Raw genomic sequence first — 17,489 nt, forward strand, 5'->3', positions numbered from 1 at the left:
ACGTGTGAACAACCGTGCCGAGAACAGCCACCAGCCGACCCGCAGGCGCGAACGCCAGATGTGCGGCTTTCGCGATGCGCGTCGCACGCAGGCATTCCTCTCATGCTTCGGCCCAATCCGGCAGCACTTCGCGTTGCCCAGACATCAAATGAACGCGGCATGTCATCGTGCCGTACTCAAAGAACGCTTCGCCACATGGCATGGTTGGACTGTTACTGCCGCAGTCAAGTAAGCTATCTGATAAGGATAACTACGCTTTAGCTACGCAGGTAGTCTACGCCCGCCAAGTTGACAGAGCCGGCCGCAGTCATCGAGCGCCATTTCGATTGAACGGCCACGACCGGGATTCGCCGCTGATACAGCGCTGCCAGAATGGCCTGTGCGGAGTACATACCGGTAAACAGATCGACCACGGCTACGCCAAACTTCAGCGGCGGCTGACCCGCTTCGCCGTTCATGCCCATCAGGCCTGTTTCGCCTTGCACAACCAGGTCGTAGCCGGGCCGCGTTGCCTCCGGTCCCGTTGGGTCGTAGCCGGAGATCGAGCAGTAGATCAGGTCGTCGCGACCGGCGCTCAGATCGCTGTAAGCCAGGCCGAGCCTGGCCGCGCCGCCGACCTTGAAATTCTGGATCACGACGTCGCATTTGCTGGCGAGGGCCCGGGCGATTTCTGCCCCTTCGGGCGATTGCAGATCCACGCCGACGGAACGCTTGTTGCGATTAACGCTGTTGAAATAGGCGGTTTCTGTCTGGCCGATGCGGATGCCCCAGTCGCGGGTGTCATCGCCACGTTCTGGATGTTCGATCTTGATGACCTCCGCACCGAGATCGGCCAGCACCATCGCACACCATGGTCCTGCGAGAATGCGGGACATATCCAGCACACGCACTCCCGCCAGAGGCAATGCGGTGTTATGGGGCTGCATCATATATTTCCGTAATGTATGTGAGTCGGCTAGTAGGCGCGCCGTCGCCGCTTGACCGCTAGGGTGAGTACCAACGCAGGAAAGCGCCTTAGATGACGAACTTTGTCCTCAAGCAGATGATTGATCACGCCATCACCCACGCGCCGCGTCGACCTTCATCGAGTTCATGCCAGAGCAGGCGCGGATGGGCTTGGTGGGGCTCACACAATGATTGGACACACTTGCCATCTCACCGTGGCGCTGCGCTGAACGATAAGCCCGTCAGGCTGCCGTTTGCCAACAGTGAAATTCTTTTGTGCTTTCCCTTGCGCGTCTTCAACGACACGCGGGTTCTACACGCCCCATGACCGCCACCCACGTCGAAATCATTGTTGCCGCGACGGTGACAGTTTTGACCTGGTCGACGGTTGCCGATCACGCGATTTCGGTATTCCCGAACGCCCCGCTTGCTTACGCAGGGCGCGACTTCCGCTGTCGGGGCGTCATAGCATAACTCCGCTTCGCCACCCGGATTGCGTCGTCGAAATTTTCTTCAGTAGCGACGTGCCTGTGGTCAACGCTTACGAGCCAGCCAGCGGCCGACTTACACCATCGTAGCCGGCCCTCCTCGAACAGGCCTGAAAACCAGCGCCAGACTGCGGCGTCTTCGGCGTTTGCCGCGTCAGCAGCCTGCCGCCGGATCTTTTCGATCCGAACGTCTGGCGACAAAAGGTTCATGAGGGTTTCCCTTAAGCGTAAAAACAGAAATCTATCCAGCGCTTCCTACCGCGCGGCTTTACGGCCGGACGGCTCCGCCAACGCGTCGGTGCCGCGCCGCGCCCCCGAATTTGCCGGAATCCCGAGTAAAACCAGAATGGTCCCGGCAACCATGATTGCTGCGATGAGATAGAGTCCGTTGGCGAGGCTGCCAGTCGCGGTCCTGATCAATCCCAACGCATACGGACTGACAACACCAGACAGATTGGACAGGCTGGTAATGATCGCGATTCCCGTGACACTCTCCCGCGCCGTTAGCCGGCTCGTCGCCATGGCCCAGAAAACCGGCAAGGCCCCGGAGATCCCGGCGTTCGCGAAGGCAAGCAATGTCAGCGAAAGCGCAAGGCTGTGGCCGGTCAGTGTCGTTGCGCACAGCGAGACAGCGGCCACCATCGCGGCTACTGCATAGTGCCAGCGGCGCTCGACGCGTGCGTCCGAATGCCTGCCATACAGGATCATCGCTACCGCACCGGCAGCGTTCGGAATCATCGAGTACAGTCCGACGTGCTGCAGGTTTCGGACGCCAAGGCCGTGGATCACTGTTGGAAGCCAGAAGAGCAAGGCATAGAGGCCGGACAGGATGCTGAACAGCGCAAAGCTCAACAGGTAGACTGTGGGATTGAAAAACGGATGCCGGGCGGGCTGCCCATCGCGGTCGGTGTGGGTCGCTGCCGCCGCAGCGGCGAGCTCTCCGCTCACGAGTTCTTTCTGCTCGCTGTCGAGCCAGGACGCGTCCGCCGGACGATCGGCCAGGCAAACATAAGCCAGGATCCCGACCAGGCAGCTCGGCACGCCTTCCAGCAGAAACATCCATTGCCAGCCTTGCCACCCGTGCACGCCGTTCATGTTTTGCAGGATCCAGCCAGAAAGGGCGCCGGCCACCACCCCCGCCACCACGCCTGCCACGAAGACGAACGAGACAATCCGCGCGCGCCGGGCAGGCGGATACCATAAGGTCAGATACAGTAAAACCCCGGGATAGAAGCCCGCCTCGAAGACTCCGAGCAGGAACCGTGCGATGTAGTATTCGGTCGGCGTACGGACGAACATGGTGCAAGCGGACGCCAGCCCCCATAGAAACATGATGCGGAGCAGCGTTTTGCGGGCGCCGACCCTGTTCAACAGCAGATTGCTCGGAATCTCGAATACGAAGTAGCCGATAAAGAAAATTGCTGCACCCAGCCCATAGATCGCGTCGCTGAAGTTGAGCATTTCTTTCATCTGCAACTGGGCGTAGCCGACATTCAACCGGTCCATGTAATTCAGCAACGCACAGACAAAAAGCAAAGGGGCTACGCGCAATGTGATCTTGCGGTACGCCATGTCCGCCAAGGGACTTGCAGCAGGGGGTGGGGAAGAGGAAAGCACAGTTGTCTCGTATGGTTATGTAGTTAAGTTACACACGGGGTTCGACGGAGCAAGCACGTTGCTCGCCAGACATCGACCCGGCCAACGGCAAAACTGCCGGAACTTCGCGTCGAAGATTCCGCCATGCCGACGGCGTACCCGGCATACGGCAAGTCCGGGTCAACCTTTTCCTGCTACTCTCCTGAGCGTGTACCGCGACAGGTTGCTGCCAGGAAGTCGTTCAGGTTATAGCTCATAAAGCAGATCAAAATCTGTGCCGCATCGCCAGGCGAACCGTCGCCTGACGGTTGGTCGACGACGGCGTAATCACATTGATCGCTGCGACCGCGGGCTTGCCGTCGGATTGCGTCCCCGAGGCCTGCTGATATACAGCGATGAGATAAAAATCCGTGCGTTTCGAGAGAAAATAGTCAGCGCCGAAGTCAAACTGGTTGTAGGTCGCGCCACTGGTTCCTTTGACCGAACCGCCGTGCAGGCGCTCGTATTGCGTGGCCAGTAGCAGACTCGGCGCCAATTGATATCTGAAATTCAAGGCAACGTTATTGAACGTTCCCGTCCCGCTTAGCCCGGCAGGATTTAACACGCTGGTAGCCCCACTTAATCCCTTGAACTGAACGTTCGAATACAGGGCAGAAAACGTAGCGCTTCCCAGTGTGTATGACACCGCGACGTCTGCGAGTTGCATGGTGTGCGCCGATGCGTAGCCGCGGTTCACGGGCGAAGGAAAATTATTGGTAGCCGCGGTCGCTCCTGCAGTACTGGTGGCGTAATAGGACGCATTGGGGTTGCGCGAATTGAGGTACGCGGCCCCTACGTTCCATGATCCATACGAATAAGCTGCGCCGATCGAGTAGAGCTGGTTCTGCGTCACGTCGCCCGCGACTCCGCCCAGCGAGTACAGACCGCCAAAAGTCAGCCCGGCCAATTGCGGACTGGCGTATTTGATCGAGTTGTTGGTATGCCTGCCCGCCGTGAAATTTTCCATGTCCGCTGGCGACGCGACAATGTAACCGCCCCACTGGTTCGCAGCCAGGGGACTCACGTAGTCGATGGATGAGTCGTATTGGCGACCGAGCGTGATCGTCCCGTAACGGTCGCTCGCCAGGCCGACGAATGCCTGGCGGCCAAACAGAAGGCCGCCTTGGCCCAGTGCGCCGCTGTTGATATCGAAGCCATTTTCCAGCGTGAAGATTGCGCGCAGTCCACCGCCCAGGTCTTCGGTGCCGCGGAACCCGAAACGGTTCCCGCTCACCACGCTCCCGACCATGTAGTACTGTCGGTGACCGCCAGCATTGCTGTTGAAATCGATCCCTTCGTCAAGAATGCCGTATAGCGTCACGCTATTTTGCGCGTGGGCCATCCCGCAGCACACGGCCAGAATTGAAAATACCAATGCCGACTTTTTCACGGACTATGTCTCCAAATGTATTGTCTTTTATCGTTTTATATCCTGCTGCACGGCCAGATCCCTCGGCACTACTGATCATGTGCCGCTCTGTCTGGCAGTCCATTGCCGTGACAGCGCGAACGGGGAAAGCCTGGGTCGCGACTGTGGCCATGAGCCCAGGGATCGCTATCCGGCTTTTCCTCGAATCAGTTCGAACATGTGACGAGGCATCAGCGCCTTAATCATAGGCAGAGCGCCTGGGCTTAACAATGCGAATACCACGCATAAGAGATATAACCCAAACGATTCGATTTTTTCACATGAGGAGGTCAGACAACGGCTGTTGGATCGCAGCCGCGCTCGATCCGGAGCGGGTGGCATGCGTTTCGGCAGGGGTGATCGTTAGCCGCTTCAACCGCGTCTCATCGTTGGCGCGACGCGTGGGCCACGCCGAAGATGGGGCCGTAAAAAGCGAGGGTTACCGCCAGGAAAGTCTGCAAGCCGGGACACCAGATGAATTCGACGTCTGACGCCCCCTGTCACAATGGGTCCAGCAGCGCTCCGCGCCATGAGCGATTGCGTACGCCTCGCTTAATCGCGGTCGAGATTTCCGTCATCATTGCCCGCGTCGCAAGCGTTTCCTGCTTGTGTGCCCGCACCGCGAGACTGAGCCGCCACGGCAATGCAGGCTCGCAAACAGGAACATAGCGAAGGGTGCCGCGCTCCACGTCGGCGTGAACGCCGCTGTAGGCCAGGAACATATAGCCCACGCCCTGGCTGACCAGCGTCCTGGTCAGCGAGATGCCGTCAATTTCCATCAGGATGTTGGGCGTCACCGCCTGTCTCAGGCACGCCTCTTCAATGAACCGTCGCAGATCCTGACTGCCTCCGGGCAGGATCAGCGGGAGAGTGGCCGCCCGTTCGAGCGAAATCGACTTCAAGCCCTTCACCGGATCAGCACGACCCGCCGGCCCCGCCGGCGGACAGACCAACCCCATCTCGAGGTCGATCACGCCCTTCATTTCAATATCCGGCACGCGCGGATTGCCGTACAGCAGCGCCACATCGAGCTCGCCGGCCCCCAGCTGGTTACACAGGTCTGAACCATAGCTTTGCACGAGATGCAAGGCGACTTGCGGGTACTTCTTCCGGTAGTTCTGCAAGACCTCCGGCATCAGGTAATCAGCCGTCGCCGTAGGAATACCCACGTTGAGGCGGCCGCTCGGCTGCTGAGCGGCAGGGCCGACCACGTGACCCAGCGCTTCTGTCTGGTCGACGATCTGCTGTGCATGTACACGCAAAGTCTTCCCCGCCTCGGTCAGCAGCGAGCGCCTGCCGTCCCTGACAAACAGTCTCACCTTGAGTGCGCGCTCAATCAGCAGGATCTGTCTGCTGACGGCGGGCTGGGTGATCTGCAGATGAAGCGCCGCCTGCGAGTAGCTTCCATGATGTGCAACCGCGAGGAAATAGCGCAACGACCGGACGTCGACGTCGTTCAAGGGTGTCTCCTTGTCCATACTTTTGGTTATTTATCATATGCCCTGTATGCGTATTGCGCCATCAAAACACGCTGCCTATGATGGTTCGACAACTTGAAAGGGCATGGCAATGAAGATGCGCGCTGAACTCATCTGGTCGTCCGCTGACCGGTGCGAGCTTGGAGAATGTCCGGTATGGAACGCTGCTGAAGCCGCGCTGTACTGGATCGACGTGGTTGCCCCGTCAGTGTACCGCTGGGAGGCTGCCACCGATCGTACGAGGCGTTTTGCTCTCCCGAAGCCACCGGCATCGATTTTCCTCGATAACTCAGATCGCCTTCTGGTTGCCATGCGTGGTTCTTTTGCCTGGCTGGATACGTCGACGGGCGAACTGGATAGTCTTGCTATGGATTCGCCACTCGGCACCGATCAACGCTTCAACGACGGCCGCTGCGACCGCCATGGCGATATCTGGATCAGCACGATGGATCGCGCGCTCAAGCACAACATCGGCTCGCTGATCTGCATCGATTCCGCCCTCAAAACTGGCGTCGTGACGACTGGGGCGAAACTCGGAAACGGTATCTGCTTCAGTCCCGATAATACGTCGCTCTACTTCTCCGACACCTTCGAGCGGACCATCTACCGATACCCGCTGTCGGCCGAACGGGGGGCCGGCATCGGATCACTCGGACCGCGCGAAGTGTTCGTGCGACTCGGTGACGACGCAGGTCGGCCCGACGGCTGTTCGGTCGACAGCGATGGTTGCCTGTGGAGTGCGCGCGTCGGCGGCAGCCGCATTGACCGCTATGCGCCTGACGGGCGTCTCGTGGACGTACTGGAATTGCCCGTGTCGCATCCGACGCACTGTGCGTTCGGAGGCCCAGATCTACGCACGCTGTTTGTCACCAGCTCCCGCCACCCGAAAGAGAACGTCGCGTTTGCCCGCGAAGCCTCCGCAGGCGCGGTACTCGCCTACGACGTCGGCGTGCAGGGACTTGCCGAGCATCGATGCGGGCTCTGATCGTAGCTGGTTCAATTCAACAAAGGAGACAAAGTGAGTGCACCCAGAATAGCCCTTGAAGACAGGGTATTAGGCAAGCTGATCGTCGAACAGGTCGAACGCAGTGCGGAGCGCGTCTATCTGAGCTACCAGCAGCGGCGGTGGACGTATGCCGAATTCTTCGCCGAGTCGCAGGCCCTCGCCAAGGGGCTGAAAAAAGCCGGTGTCCGCCCCCAAGAGCCGGTGATTCTGATGATGAACAACCGGCCCGAGTTCATGGTTGCCTATTGGGCGCTTGCATTCCTGAACGCGATTGTGGTGCCGGTCAACGCTGGTCTGAAAGGCGACTCGCTGGCTTACATCCTGCGCGACATCGGTGCGCGCGCTGTACTGGTCGAAGCGGACCTGGCTGGCAATGTTACTGCGCTCGATCAGGATGTGCTCGCGAAGATCGAGGTGCTGGCTGTGGTCGGCGGCGAACAGATCCAGCCGGGCGAGCGTCATAGTGCGGGCACACATCGCGTCACGTCTTACGCCGAGCTCATCGATATCGGCTCTGCTGCCGGCACGCTGTGCGAACCCGCACACTTCGACGACCTGCATCTGATTCCCTACACGTCCGGCACGACCGGCCCCTCGAAGGGGGTGATGGTGCCGTACGCCCAGACAATCCACACGTCGCTTGCCTGCATCGACGCAGTGGGCATCGAGCGCGAGGACATCATCTACGCGCCTTTGCCGCTCTTTCATGGCATGTCGCGCAGCATGGGCACGATCCCCGCATTGCTGGCCGGCGCGCAAGCCCATTTGTCACAACGATTCAGTGCGTCCCGGTTCTGGCAGGAGGTCGCCGATGCAAAGGCAACGGTTGCCGTCACAATCTTTACCATCCCGCCTACGCTCAAGGCATTCCCGCCGACGCCGCTCGATCGGTCGCACGGTTTGCGAGTCATGTTCAATGCACACCATGACCGGGAATTCGAAGAACGCTTTGGCGTGCAGATCGTCGAGGCGCATGGCATGACTGAACTCGGTCTGACCGTGTACAGTCCTTATCCCGAGCGGCGCGACGGTGCCGCGGGGCGCGCCGCGCCCGAGTGGGAAGTGCGCGTGGTGGATGGATTCGACCGCGACGTGCCGACGGGCGAAGCAGGCGAAATGGTAGTCAGACCACGCTTGTCCTCGATCATGATGAAGGGCTACTGGAACAAGCCGGCTGAAACTACCGCAGCACAGCGCAATCTGTGGTTCCACACAGGCGACTTCATGCGTATGGACAACGACGGCTTTCTGTACTTCGACGGTCGCAAAAAAGAACGGATCCGCTGTCGTGGAGAAAACGTCTCGGCCTATGAAGTCGAAACGGTCGTCGCGCAACATCCTGACGTTCTCGAATGCGCGGTCGTCGCATACCCGGCGGGCGACGGCGAAGACGAGGTGCGGCTCGTCGCCATCGTTGCTGAAGGTGCCACCCTGACAGGGGCGCAACTTGGCGAGTGGCTCGAGACACGACTGGCGAAATTCATGCTGCCGCGCTACATCGAGTTTCAGACCAGCCTGCCGAAGACGGCCACAGGCAAGGTTGAGAAATTCCGCATCATGGAAACCGGCTTGCCAGACATGCATTGGGACCGACGGGCAAACATGGCCCGATCGCCGGCTGCGGGTGCCAACGCCGAAACGTTTACCGCGGACAGCAAGCCATGAACTCCCAGTTACGAAGCAAGGCGATCGTCTCAGGCATCGGTGCGACGCCGTTCGGCGTTCTGCCGGACGAGGATGCCTACACGCTCGGTATGCAGGCACTGACGGCCGCGCTTGCGGACGCTGGTCTCGAACGCCACGATATCGACGCGCTGATCGTCGTACGGATCCCGGACTACCAGCGATTCTCCGAAGGCTACGGCATCGATCCGAAACTGGCTTTTGCGCTGCAGGGCCAAGGTCGCATGACCGGTGTCGCGATGGAACTCGGGGCATCGCTGATCGCGTCGGGCTCGGCGCGTACGGTCGCCATTGCTTATGGCAACGACGGCCGTTCACGCGGGGCGACATATGGGGGCAGCGCGGATGGGTACGGCAGCGGCAATGCGGCCCTCTGGTCAGCCTATGGCATGACGTCGCCCGGTGCCGTGCACGCGATGATGTTCGCACAGCACGCTCACCAGTACGGCACCGACCCGCTTGCATTGGCGGAAATTTCGGTGACGTTCCGGCATCACGCGTCGCTGAATCCGCAAGCGGTCATGCGCAATCCGATCACCGTGGCCGACCACCAGAATTCGCGTTTCATCGCGGAGCCACTGCGGCTGTTCGATTACTGCCTGATCAACGACGGCGGTGTTGCCGTGATTCTGTCGACCGCGGACGCCGCCGGGGATCAGCCGCATCCGCCGGTGTACGTGCGGGCGGTCGACACGCAAACCAGAATGGTCGGTTCGGGGTTCCCGCCGGCTGACTACTGGCGCGCGCCGATGCAGGCGCTCGCCCGGTCCACATACGCGAACGCTGGACTCGCGCCGGATGATATGGATGCGCTGATGATCTACGACAACTTCAGCCCTACTGTGCTTTTTTCGCTGGAAGGCTTCGGCTACTGCGAACCGGGTGAATCCGGCGCCTGGGTGTGGGAAGGCAACTTGCGGCTCGGCGGCCGGTTTCCGGCGAATACGAGCGGCGGCCACCTCTCGGAGAGCTACATGCAGGGTTGGGGCCTGGTCGTAGAGAGCGTGCGTCAAGTACGAAAATCGGCTGGGCCGCGCCAGGTCCCGAATGCTCACAACGTGCATTACATGTGTGCCGCGCCTGTTTGCAGTTCAATCATTTTTTCGGATACGCCGTGATGAGAGCGATCGTTCAGGAGCAAACCGGTGCCGCCGATGTACTGGCGTTGCAGGATATCCCGGAGCCGGAAGTGCGGCCGACCGACGTGCTGATCCGCGTGGCGGCCTGTGGTGTCTGCTATCACGATGTGGTCGTACGTAACGGTATTTTCCGGCGCAAGGTGCATCTGCCGCTGGTGCCGGGGCATGAGGTTGCCGGGATCGTCGAGAAGGTCGGGACGGCGACGCGTCTGTTCCGCGTTGGCGACCGGGTCTGTACAGCCCAGCGCCGTTCGGTGTGTGGTTATTGCCGGGAATGCCGCTCCGGGTTCGAAGTCAATTGCGCCAACAAGGAATTCATGGGCGACGCCCACCTGAATGGCGGTTACGCTGAACTCGTGGCGGTGAGCGAAGACTGCGTGGCGGCCGTGCCGTCTACGATCCCGCTGGATCAGGCATCCATCGTGGCCTGTGCGATCGGCACGGCGCTGAATGCGATTCGAGATGTGGGCAAGCTGCGTCTTGGCGAAAGCGTGCTGATCACCGGCGCGAGCGGTGGCCAGGGCGCGCACGGCGTTCAGCTCGCACGGGCAAGCGGCGCCCGTGTCGTGGCCGTAGTCTCGACCGAAGCCAAAGCGAAAGCGGTGCGCGATCTGGGCGCGCATGATGTTATCGTGACTCCGCACGGCGCGGACTTCTCCAACGATGTGCGGGCCGTCACCGGCGGCCGGGGCGTCGATGTCGTGATCGACAATGTGGGTGCGAAGATTTACGAGCCCGTACGGCGCAGTCTTGCCAAGCATGGACGCTGGGTGCTGGTTGGCGCACTGAGCGGGGAAACTGCGCCGTTCAATTCCGCCCAGCTATTTCTGCACGATATCTCGATGCTCAGCGCCGTCAGCTGCTCCCGCCGTCAGCTGGAAGATGCGCTAACGCTCGTGGAGCGCGGATTGGTCCGGCCGCTGGTAAGCCGTGTGCTGCCGCTCGCACTCGCCGCCAGCGCGCACGCTGATCTCGAACGTTCGGGCGTTATGGGCCGCATCATCCTGAAGCCGAACCCTGAAGAAGCCACTGTAAATGGATCGAACAGAGCTGCAGATGAAAGTCTATCGCGTTGACCGGGCTGGGAACCCCGACTATCTGACACAGCACGACGAACCTGTACCTCAACCGCAACGCGGCGAGGTGCTGGTACGTATCCGTGCGACATCGCTTAACTATCGCGATATCGCGATGCTCAACGGCACATACCCGCGTGGTCAGCGTGCGGGCCTGATCCCTACGAGCGACGCGGCCGGGGAGATCGTCGCGATCGGCGAAGGTATCGACATGTTCGAGGTCGGCAGCCGGGTTATCAACACCTTTCATCCGCGCTGGTACGGTGGCAGTCCGCCGGCGACCCTGAAAACCGATGGCTACGGCTGGTCCCGGGACGGCTGGCTCGCGGAATACAAGGTGGTCCATCAGGAGGCACTCGTCGCCGCACCGGCTCATCTGACCTTCGAAGAGGCGGCGACGTTGCCGTGCGCGGCGCTCACCGCCTGGACTGCGCTGACGGGTGGCTTACCTGTGCGCCCGGGACATACCGTATTGACGCAGGGAACCGGTGGCGTGTCTGTTTTTGCCATTCAGTTTGCGAAGCTGCTCGGCGCGCGGGTCATCGCCACAACATCGAGCGTCACGAAAGCAGACCGACTCAAGGCCCTGGGCGCGGACGAAGTGATCAATTATCTCGACTTGCCCGAATGGGGCAAAAAGACGCGAGAACTGACGGGTGGCCGTGGCGTTGACCGCGTAGTGGAGGTCGGTGGCTCGGGCACACTGCGTCAATCGATCGACGCGGTTGCCGCCGGGGGCGAGGTCGTCCTGATCGGGTTTCTCAATGGCGCCACGCCGGAAGTTGACTTCAAGGCATTGTTCAATAGCGCCGCAGTGTTTCGCCGCAGTTCTGCGGGCGATCGCTCAGCCCTTCTGAACATGCTGCAGGCGATGGAATATGCACGTCTGAAGCCTGTTGTTGATAGCGTATTTCCGTTTGAGCGGGCGATCGAAGCATGGCGTTTTTTTGAAAGGCGGCGGTTCTTCGGCAAGGTCGTCATTGCGAATGGTGGCGCTTAGTCTGGCCAACACGGCAGCGCCTTCACTCGCCATGGGCGTACCGGTGTTCCGGTAAGCCCGTGGCATTCACCTGAGCAGCGAATACGGCCCCCGCCAGCGGGTTGCTCTGCTCCCCCGACTCAACGCCCGCATAACGGGACGTGATGAATAGCACGTTATTCTCCCGGCCCCCAAAGCACACTGATGTCGGTTTCAGCACGGGCACGCGCACCACCTGATCGAGCTTCCCGTCCGGCGCGTAGCGTGCAATCCGGCCTCGGTCGACCTCGGCGACCCACAGACAACCATCGGTGTCGATCGCGCATCCGTCCGGCCTCGCACCGATGCCACTGTAGTCGACGACGAGCCGGCGTTTGCCCAGTGTGGCGTTACTCAGTTCGTACTCATAGGCCCAGAGCCGGGCGGGGGAAGTCTCCACGAAGTACATCGTTCTATTATCGGGGCTGAAACGGATGCCATTCGACAACATGACTCCCTCCGTCTTCGTCGATACGCGCCCGTGCTCGACGCAGTACAGGCAACCGATGGCCGATCTCAGCGTCGGATCGTAGGTGCCGGTCCAGAAACGACCCTGTGCGTCGCAGGCGCCATCGTTAATCCGGACTTCCTTCGGCAATGAAAAACCCGGCGTCAATGGCGCAAACGCTTGGCCATCGAAGGTACCTGACGCCAGACCGCGCGTGAACGAAACCAGCAGTCGACCATCGCTGCAATGGGTGACGCGTGATGCCTTGTACGGCAAGTTTCGCTCGACATATCTGCCGGTCGACGGATTGCCTTTGAAGAGCTTCTGGTTAATCAGGTCCGTCCAGTAAAGCGACTGTCCGGCGGGATCCCAGAGGGGTCCCTCTCCAAGGTCCATGCGCGTGGGAAACACCATCTCTGCGTCAACGGACGACACGTTTTCTGACATATTCCTGTTCCTTTTATCGGTCGGGCGGGATCCCGGCTTGCCGACTGGCAGCGGCAGCGACGTGTCAGGGCCGGCCCAGAATCAGCGCGCTCTTGTGGCCGGTGCCGCCGCCGCTGGTGACGAGGCTGTGCCGCGCGTTGGGCACCTGCATCGTTGAGTCGCCACGCGCCTGGCGTACCCCTTCGATGACCAGATTCAATCCGTGCAGATAAGCCTCAGAATGCAATCCGCCCGCCGTGTTGATCGGCAGCCTACCGCCCTGAGCAAGCGCTCCTGACTCGATGAATGACGCGACTTCGCTTCGTTCGCACAGGCCATAATCAGCAAGCCCCATCGGAATGAGTCCGGTGAAGGCGTCATAGATCTGCGCGACATCAATGTCGTTGGGCCTTAGCCCGGATTGCGTATAAATCGCTTTGGCGACTTCCATTGAATTCGTCGTCGCATAGTTTTCGATGGGCATATTGTGCGAACCCATGGGCCCGAGCGTCCAACGGGGACCGCTGGCCTGCGCGGCCGCCAGAATGGGCACTGCGGGTCTTTGCAGACGCCCGGCGAGCTCTTCGGTCGTCACGACAATCGCGCAAGCGCCGTCGGTTTCGAGACAACAGTCGTAAAGTCTGAACGGGTCGGCGATTATCCGGGACGAGAAATACGCATCGCGCGTCAGTATGTGACCGCGCATCACCGCGCGCGGATTGGCCTGCGCATTGGCGCGCAGGGTCAGGGCCAGTTCGGCAAGATGGTCGGCGGTTGTGCCACACTCGTGCATGAACCGCCGGTAAGTGAGCGCCACCATCAGTGCCGGTGACATCAACCCGAAAGGCGCGACGTAAGAGCCCCACATTGGGCGCGCGCGATACTGGCCGTAGCGCTCGTATTGTCCCTGGCAGAGAGACCGATACACGACGGCATAGCGGCACTGGCCGGTCGCGACCGCCATCGCGGCGTGCATCACCGCGCCCGAGCAACCGCCTCCGCCGCCGCCCCAGACGATCGACGCATGGCGCAGCAAGGGCGCTGCCAGTGCGGCTTGTACGATAGCCGGCTCATGGCGCTCGAACCCGAACGATGAAAAACCTTCAATTTCGCTCGCGGTAATACCTGCGTCGGCGGCGGCCGCATGGATCGCCTCAATGCACAACGCAAGCTCGGTGGTGTCGTTGAGGCCGCCGCGCTTTGCGTAGGCCGTCTCTCCGACACCGACGATGCAGGGACGGTATTTACGCGGCCAGTCGGGTGTTGGGAAGCTCATCGCGCGCTCCCCGTCGATTCGGATGATGGATTGCGGCGCCTGAATCGGGGCAGCAGCATGCCATTGCCCGCTGGTTCAAAACAGACGGTCACGGGCATGCCGATGGACAATTCCTCCGGCGGCACATCGATCACGTTGCTGACCAGTCTCACGTCGTCGACGTCGTCGAGCAGGATCACCGACACGTTATAGGGTCCGTGTCCCTTGAGCGCCGGGTGGACCGCGTGGTGCCCGATCGTGTAGGTGAAAACCGTCCCGTTACCGCTGACCTCTTTCCAGCCCAAATCCATCGAACCGCATCGAGGGCAACCCGGCATCGGCGGATGAAAATATCGCGTGCAATCGTGACAGAAGCGGATCTTCAGTGTCTTGTCCTGGCACGCCTGCCAGAAGGGGGCGTCTTCCGGCCCGGGCTCGGGTGCGGGCATGCCTGAAGGCAGGTAGGTCATTTTTTGTGTCCTTTACATCTGTGTCAGGCGCGGACGCCATCCATGATCCGGCGAGCTCTCAGAATGACCGGCAAATCGACCATCCTGCCGTCGACTGCGACGGCCGACCCGTTGTTCGTCTCCACTGCGCGCAAGACCCGCTCCGCCCACTGCCGTTCTGCATCGCTCCAAGTGTATGCGCGATGCACCGGCTCAAGCTGCTTCGGATGGATACAGAGCTTGCCGCCAAATCCGAAGCGCCGGCCACGTCGCGCATCATTCTCGACGAGATTGGCGTCGCTGATCGAGGTGGTCACGCCATCGACCGGTGCGCCAATGCCGGCGAGCCGCGACGCGAGAACGATCTGCGATCGGAACATATGCAGCTCATCGCCATCGCCATCGATGCCCAGATCGATCTGGAAATCGAGCGTCCCGAAGGCGATGCGCGTGACACGCGGTGCGTTGCACAGCGACGCTAGCTGCGCAAAACCGCGCGCCGTCTCGATCATCGGCAGGACCGAGAGCGCCGGATGTGCGTGCGCGAGAATCGCTTCCACCTGTTCACGCGTTTCGCCCTTCGGCAACACGAGTCCGGCGATCCCAGGATGTCCTGAAAGCACTGCGACGTCGTCAGCGAACCATTGGGTGTCGGAGCCGTTGATGCGCACCCATGCGGGCCGCGCTGTTTTGGCTGCAGCGAGCACAGCCGCACGCGCCTCCAGTTTCTGATCAGGCTGCACGGCATCTTCAAGGTCGAGGATGACTACATCAGCGCCTGCGGCGTACGCCTTCTCAAAACGCTCCGGCCGGTTGCCGGGCAAGAACAGGTACGAGCAGGGCAATGCGGCGCTCATGCGCTCACCTTTCCAGATACCGCGAGTTGCGGCGCGCGTCGTGAGCCGTCTGCGGTTAGCCGCAGGGACTCTGGTCGCTTCATACTGCGATAGTGTCGCGATCTCATCAAATGCTTCCTCTCAAAAGGAACGCGGCAGACCAAGAATATGCTCGGCCACGTAGGAGAGAATCAGGTTCGTCGAAATCGGGGCAACCTGGTAAAGGCGCGTCTCGCGGAACTTGCGCTCGACGTCGTATTCGCAGGCAAAGCCGAAGCCTCCATGAAACTGCAGACAGGCGTTCGCCGCTTCCCAGGACGCATCGGCAGCGAGCAGCTTCGCCATGTTCGCCTGCGCACCGCACGGCTCGTGTGCATCGAAACGGCGCGCCGCTTCGAAACGCATCAGGCTGGCCGCTTCGACGTTGATGAATGAACGCGCGATCGGGAACTGCACGCCTTGGTTCTGGCCGATCGGGCGGCCGAACACCACGCGCTGTTTCGCGTATTCCGTGACCTTGTCGACGAACCAGTAACCATCGCCGATACATTCCGCAGCGATCAGCGTGCGCTCCGCATTCAGGCCGTCGAGGATGTATCTGAAGCCCTGGCCTTCTTCGCCGATCAGATTCTCAGCAGGGATTTCGAGATTGTCGAAGAACAGTTCATTGGTCTCGTGATTGACCATGTTCAAGATTGGTTGGACGGTCATGCCGTGGCCAATCGCCTCGTGCAAGTCAACGATGAAAATCGACATGCCTTCGGATTTTTTCTTTACCTCCGCAAGCGGTGTGGTGCGCGCGAGCAGGATCATCAAATCCGAATGTTGCACACGCGAGATCCAGACCTTCTGGCCGTTGATCACGTAACGGTCGCCGCGTCGCTCGGCCGTGGTCTTAATTTTCGTCGTATCAGTGCCGGTGCTCGGCTCGGTCACGCCCATCGCCTGCAGACGCAGATCGCCGCTCGCAATCTTCGGCAAATACTTGCGCTTCTGCTCTTCGGAACCATGGCGCAACAGTGTGCCCATGTTGTACATCTGCCCGTGGCACGCGCCCGAGTTGCCACCGGCGCGATTGATCTCTTCCATGATGACCGACGCTTCCGTGAGCCCCAGCCCCGAGCCGCCGAAGTCTTGTGGAACCAGCGCGGCAAGCCAACCAGCCCTGGTCAGCGCTTCGACAAATGCTTCCGGATAGCCGCGGGCTTCGTCGATCTTTCGGAAGTATTCGCCGGAAAACTGCTGGCACAGATCGCGGACCGCTTCGCGAATGTCCTGAAAGGAGTCCTGCTGCGTCGTTTGCATGAGATTGAATCCAGATGAAAGTCGGTGGGGGTCAGGCCAGAACGGCGGTCGCGCGCATCGTCAGGTAACCTTCGTGATCTTTGGCCCACAGGTCAATGGTCTTGCCATCGGTGGAGGGTTTGCCGCAGACCGTGAATGACTGATCGGCGAAGGTCGGGCGCAGCGCCCTGAACGCGAAGCTCTTCAGCGTCGCATCGGGACGTTCGCGGCGCACCAGATCGACCAGCAATGTCGCAATCAGCGGACCGTGGACGATCAGCCCCGGGTAATCCTCGACCTGGGTCACATACGGATAGTCGTAGTGGATGCGATGGCTGTTGAAGGTCAGCGCCGAGTAGCGAAACAGCGTCACGGCGTCCGCGTTCATGGTGCGCCGCCACGTTTCACTTTCCGGCGCGGGCACCGGTTTCGCCGACGCCTGGCCAAGTTGCGGCGCATCGCGGTAGACGATGTCGTGCTCTTCCTCGATCTTCAACTCACCGCCCGCCTCGATCGTGTGCTGCACGGTAACGAACACGAGGCGGCCCGAGCGGCCGGTCTTGTCTTCGATGTTGGCGATGGTCGAGGTGCGCCTCGCGTGTTCGCCGACCTTGAGCGGCGCATGAAAGGTCAGACGTCCACCGGCCCACATGCGGCGAGGCAACGGCACCGGCGGCAGGAAGCCGCCGCGCTTCGGGTGACCGTCCGATCCTACTTCGGACATCGGCGCAACCGGCAGGAAATAAAACCAGTGCCACAGCGGCGGCACCGTATCGCCGCTCTCAGCCTGATCGAGTGTGGCGGCCATAGCTGCCAGCGGAAAAGCTGTGATGTCGTCGGCCTGCACGGCGTGACGGCCGATGTATTCGTTAAGGGCATAGCCAGGTTCGCGCACGCTATCTGTCTCCTGATTCG

General features: G+C 60.9%; 14 protein-coding genes and 2 pseudogenes. 6 read left to right on the forward strand and 10 right to left on the reverse strand.

The features are described from left to right. Window positions 1-232 (forward strand): annotated as a pseudogene (locus HHL24_RS39225) (IS6 family transposase); the annotation flags it as partial. Window positions 233-300: 68 nt separating this feature from the next. Here HHL24_RS39225 and HHL24_RS39230 read toward each other — a convergent pair. The 4 genes and pseudogenes from HHL24_RS39230 to HHL24_RS39245 all read right to left on the reverse strand — a co-directional run. After that, window positions 301-926, reverse strand: a pseudogene (locus HHL24_RS39230) (CaiB/BaiF CoA transferase family protein); the annotation flags it as partial. Window positions 927-1,688: 762 nt separating this feature from the next. Next, window positions 1,689-3,005: an MFS transporter gene (locus HHL24_RS39235; protein WP_268966777.1), complete on the reverse strand. Its 1,317-nt coding sequence runs from the start codon at window positions 3,003-3,005 to the stop codon at window positions 1,689-1,691. Between the two features lie 289 nt (window positions 3,006-3,294). Next, entirely contained in the window at window positions 3,295-4,458 is a 1,164-nt protein-coding gene (locus tag HHL24_RS39240) for a porin (RefSeq protein ID WP_329606816.1), read from the reverse strand. 518 nt (window positions 4,459-4,976) lie between these two features. Continuing rightward, window positions 4,977-5,936, reverse strand: a complete 960-nt coding sequence (locus tag HHL24_RS39245; RefSeq protein WP_169490672.1) for a LysR family transcriptional regulator — start codon at window positions 5,934-5,936, stop codon at window positions 4,977-4,979. Window positions 5,937-6,039: 103 nt separating this feature from the next. On the opposite strand from HHL24_RS39245, the gene HHL24_RS39250 reads away from it, so the two are divergent. The 5 genes from HHL24_RS39250 to HHL24_RS39270 are packed head-to-tail and all read left to right on the forward strand — an operon-like array spanning window position 6,040 to window position 11,858. Next, a complete protein-coding gene (locus tag HHL24_RS39250) occupies window positions 6,040-6,939 on the forward strand; it encodes an SMP-30/gluconolactonase/LRE family protein (RefSeq protein WP_169490673.1) in 900 nt (299 codons plus the stop codon). Window positions 6,940-6,972: 33 nt separating this feature from the next. Continuing rightward, window positions 6,973-8,625 (forward strand): AMP-binding protein, encoded by a 1,653-nt coding sequence (locus tag HHL24_RS39255; RefSeq protein ID WP_169490674.1) that lies wholly within the window; start codon window positions 6,973-6,975, stop codon window positions 8,623-8,625. Next, window positions 8,622-9,761, forward strand: coding sequence for a thiolase family protein (locus tag HHL24_RS39260; RefSeq protein WP_169490675.1), 1,140 nt, complete (start codon window positions 8,622-8,624; stop codon window positions 9,759-9,761). Before HHL24_RS39255 ends, HHL24_RS39260 begins: the two co-directional genes overlap by 4 nt. After that, a complete protein-coding gene (locus tag HHL24_RS39265) occupies window positions 9,761-10,858 on the forward strand; it encodes a quinone oxidoreductase family protein (protein ID WP_169490676.1) in 1,098 nt (365 codons plus the stop codon). Before HHL24_RS39260 ends, HHL24_RS39265 begins: the two co-directional genes overlap by 1 nt. Continuing rightward, complete coding sequence (locus HHL24_RS39270; RefSeq protein ID WP_230417759.1) at window positions 10,818-11,858, forward strand: zinc-dependent alcohol dehydrogenase family protein; 1,041 nt, start codon at window positions 10,818-10,820, stop codon at window positions 11,856-11,858. The genes HHL24_RS39265 and HHL24_RS39270 overlap by 41 nt, the downstream gene beginning before the upstream one ends. Before the next feature lie 22 nt (window positions 11,859-11,880). On the opposite strand, the gene HHL24_RS39275 is transcribed toward HHL24_RS39270, so the two are convergent. The 6 genes from HHL24_RS39275 to HHL24_RS39300 form a co-directional block, all read right to left on the reverse strand. Further along, window positions 11,881-12,771: an SMP-30/gluconolactonase/LRE family protein gene (locus tag HHL24_RS39275; RefSeq protein WP_169490678.1), complete on the reverse strand. Its 891-nt coding sequence runs from the start codon at window positions 12,769-12,771 to the stop codon at window positions 11,881-11,883. Between the two features lie 64 nt (window positions 12,772-12,835). After that, window positions 12,836-14,026, reverse strand: coding sequence for a thiolase C-terminal domain-containing protein (locus tag HHL24_RS39280; RefSeq protein ID WP_169490679.1), 1,191 nt, complete (start codon window positions 14,024-14,026; stop codon window positions 12,836-12,838). Continuing rightward, entirely contained in the window at window positions 14,023-14,475 is a 453-nt protein-coding gene (locus HHL24_RS39285; protein WP_169490680.1) for a Zn-ribbon domain-containing OB-fold protein, read from the reverse strand. Before HHL24_RS39285 ends, HHL24_RS39280 begins: the two co-directional genes overlap by 4 nt. Window positions 14,476-14,498: 23 nt before the next feature. Then, a complete protein-coding gene (locus HHL24_RS39290) occupies window positions 14,499-15,311 on the reverse strand; it encodes an HpcH/HpaI aldolase/citrate lyase family protein (protein WP_169490681.1) in 813 nt (270 codons plus the stop codon). A 120-nt stretch (window positions 15,312-15,431) separates the two neighbouring features. Further along, window positions 15,432-16,595, reverse strand: a complete 1,164-nt coding sequence (locus tag HHL24_RS39295; protein WP_169490682.1) for an acyl-CoA dehydrogenase family protein — start codon at window positions 16,593-16,595, stop codon at window positions 15,432-15,434. Between the two features lie 31 nt (window positions 16,596-16,626). Then, the gene (locus HHL24_RS39300; RefSeq protein WP_169490683.1) at window positions 16,627-17,469 is read right to left on the reverse strand and encodes an FAS1-like dehydratase domain-containing protein; all 843 of its coding nucleotides are present in this window, start codon (window positions 17,467-17,469) and stop codon (window positions 16,627-16,629) included. Between the last annotated feature and the right edge of the window lie 20 nt (window positions 17,470-17,489).

Source organism: Paraburkholderia polaris, assembly GCF_012927345.1.
Classification (GTDB): Bacteria; Pseudomonadota; Gammaproteobacteria; order Burkholderiales; family Burkholderiaceae; genus Paraburkholderia; species Paraburkholderia polaris.

Excerpts from the sequence above, each read along its gene's own strand:
- HHL24_RS39235 (WP_268966777.1), bottom strand. The coding sequence starts at position 3,005 with ATGGCGTACCGCAAGATCACATTGCGCGTAGCCCCTTTGCTTTTTGTC.
- HHL24_RS39250 (WP_169490673.1), top strand. The coding sequence starts at position 6,040 with ATGGCAATGAAGATGCGCGCTGAACTCATCTGGTCGTCCGCTGACCGG.
- HHL24_RS39260 (WP_169490675.1), top strand. The coding sequence starts at position 8,622 with ATGAACTCCCAGTTACGAAGCAAGGCGATCGTCTCAGGCATCGGTGCG.
- HHL24_RS39265 (WP_169490676.1), top strand. The coding sequence starts at position 9,761 with ATGAGAGCGATCGTTCAGGAGCAAACCGGTGCCGCCGATGTACTGGCG.
- HHL24_RS39270 (WP_230417759.1), top strand. The coding sequence starts at position 10,818 with ATGGATCGAACAGAGCTGCAGATGAAAGTCTATCGCGTTGACCGGGCT.
- HHL24_RS39275 (WP_169490678.1), bottom strand. The coding sequence starts at position 12,771 with ATGTCAGAAAACGTGTCGTCCGTTGACGCAGAGATGGTGTTTCCCACG.
- HHL24_RS39280 (WP_169490679.1), bottom strand. The coding sequence starts at position 14,026 with ATGAGCTTCCCAACACCCGACTGGCCGCGTAAATACCGTCCCTGCATC.
- HHL24_RS39285 (WP_169490680.1), bottom strand. The coding sequence starts at position 14,475 with ATGACCTACCTGCCTTCAGGCATGCCCGCACCCGAGCCCGGGCCGGAA.
- HHL24_RS39290 (WP_169490681.1), bottom strand. The coding sequence starts at position 15,311 with ATGAGCGCCGCATTGCCCTGCTCGTACCTGTTCTTGCCCGGCAACCGG.
- HHL24_RS39295 (WP_169490682.1), bottom strand. The coding sequence starts at position 16,595 with ATGCAAACGACGCAGCAGGACTCCTTTCAGGACATTCGCGAAGCGGTC.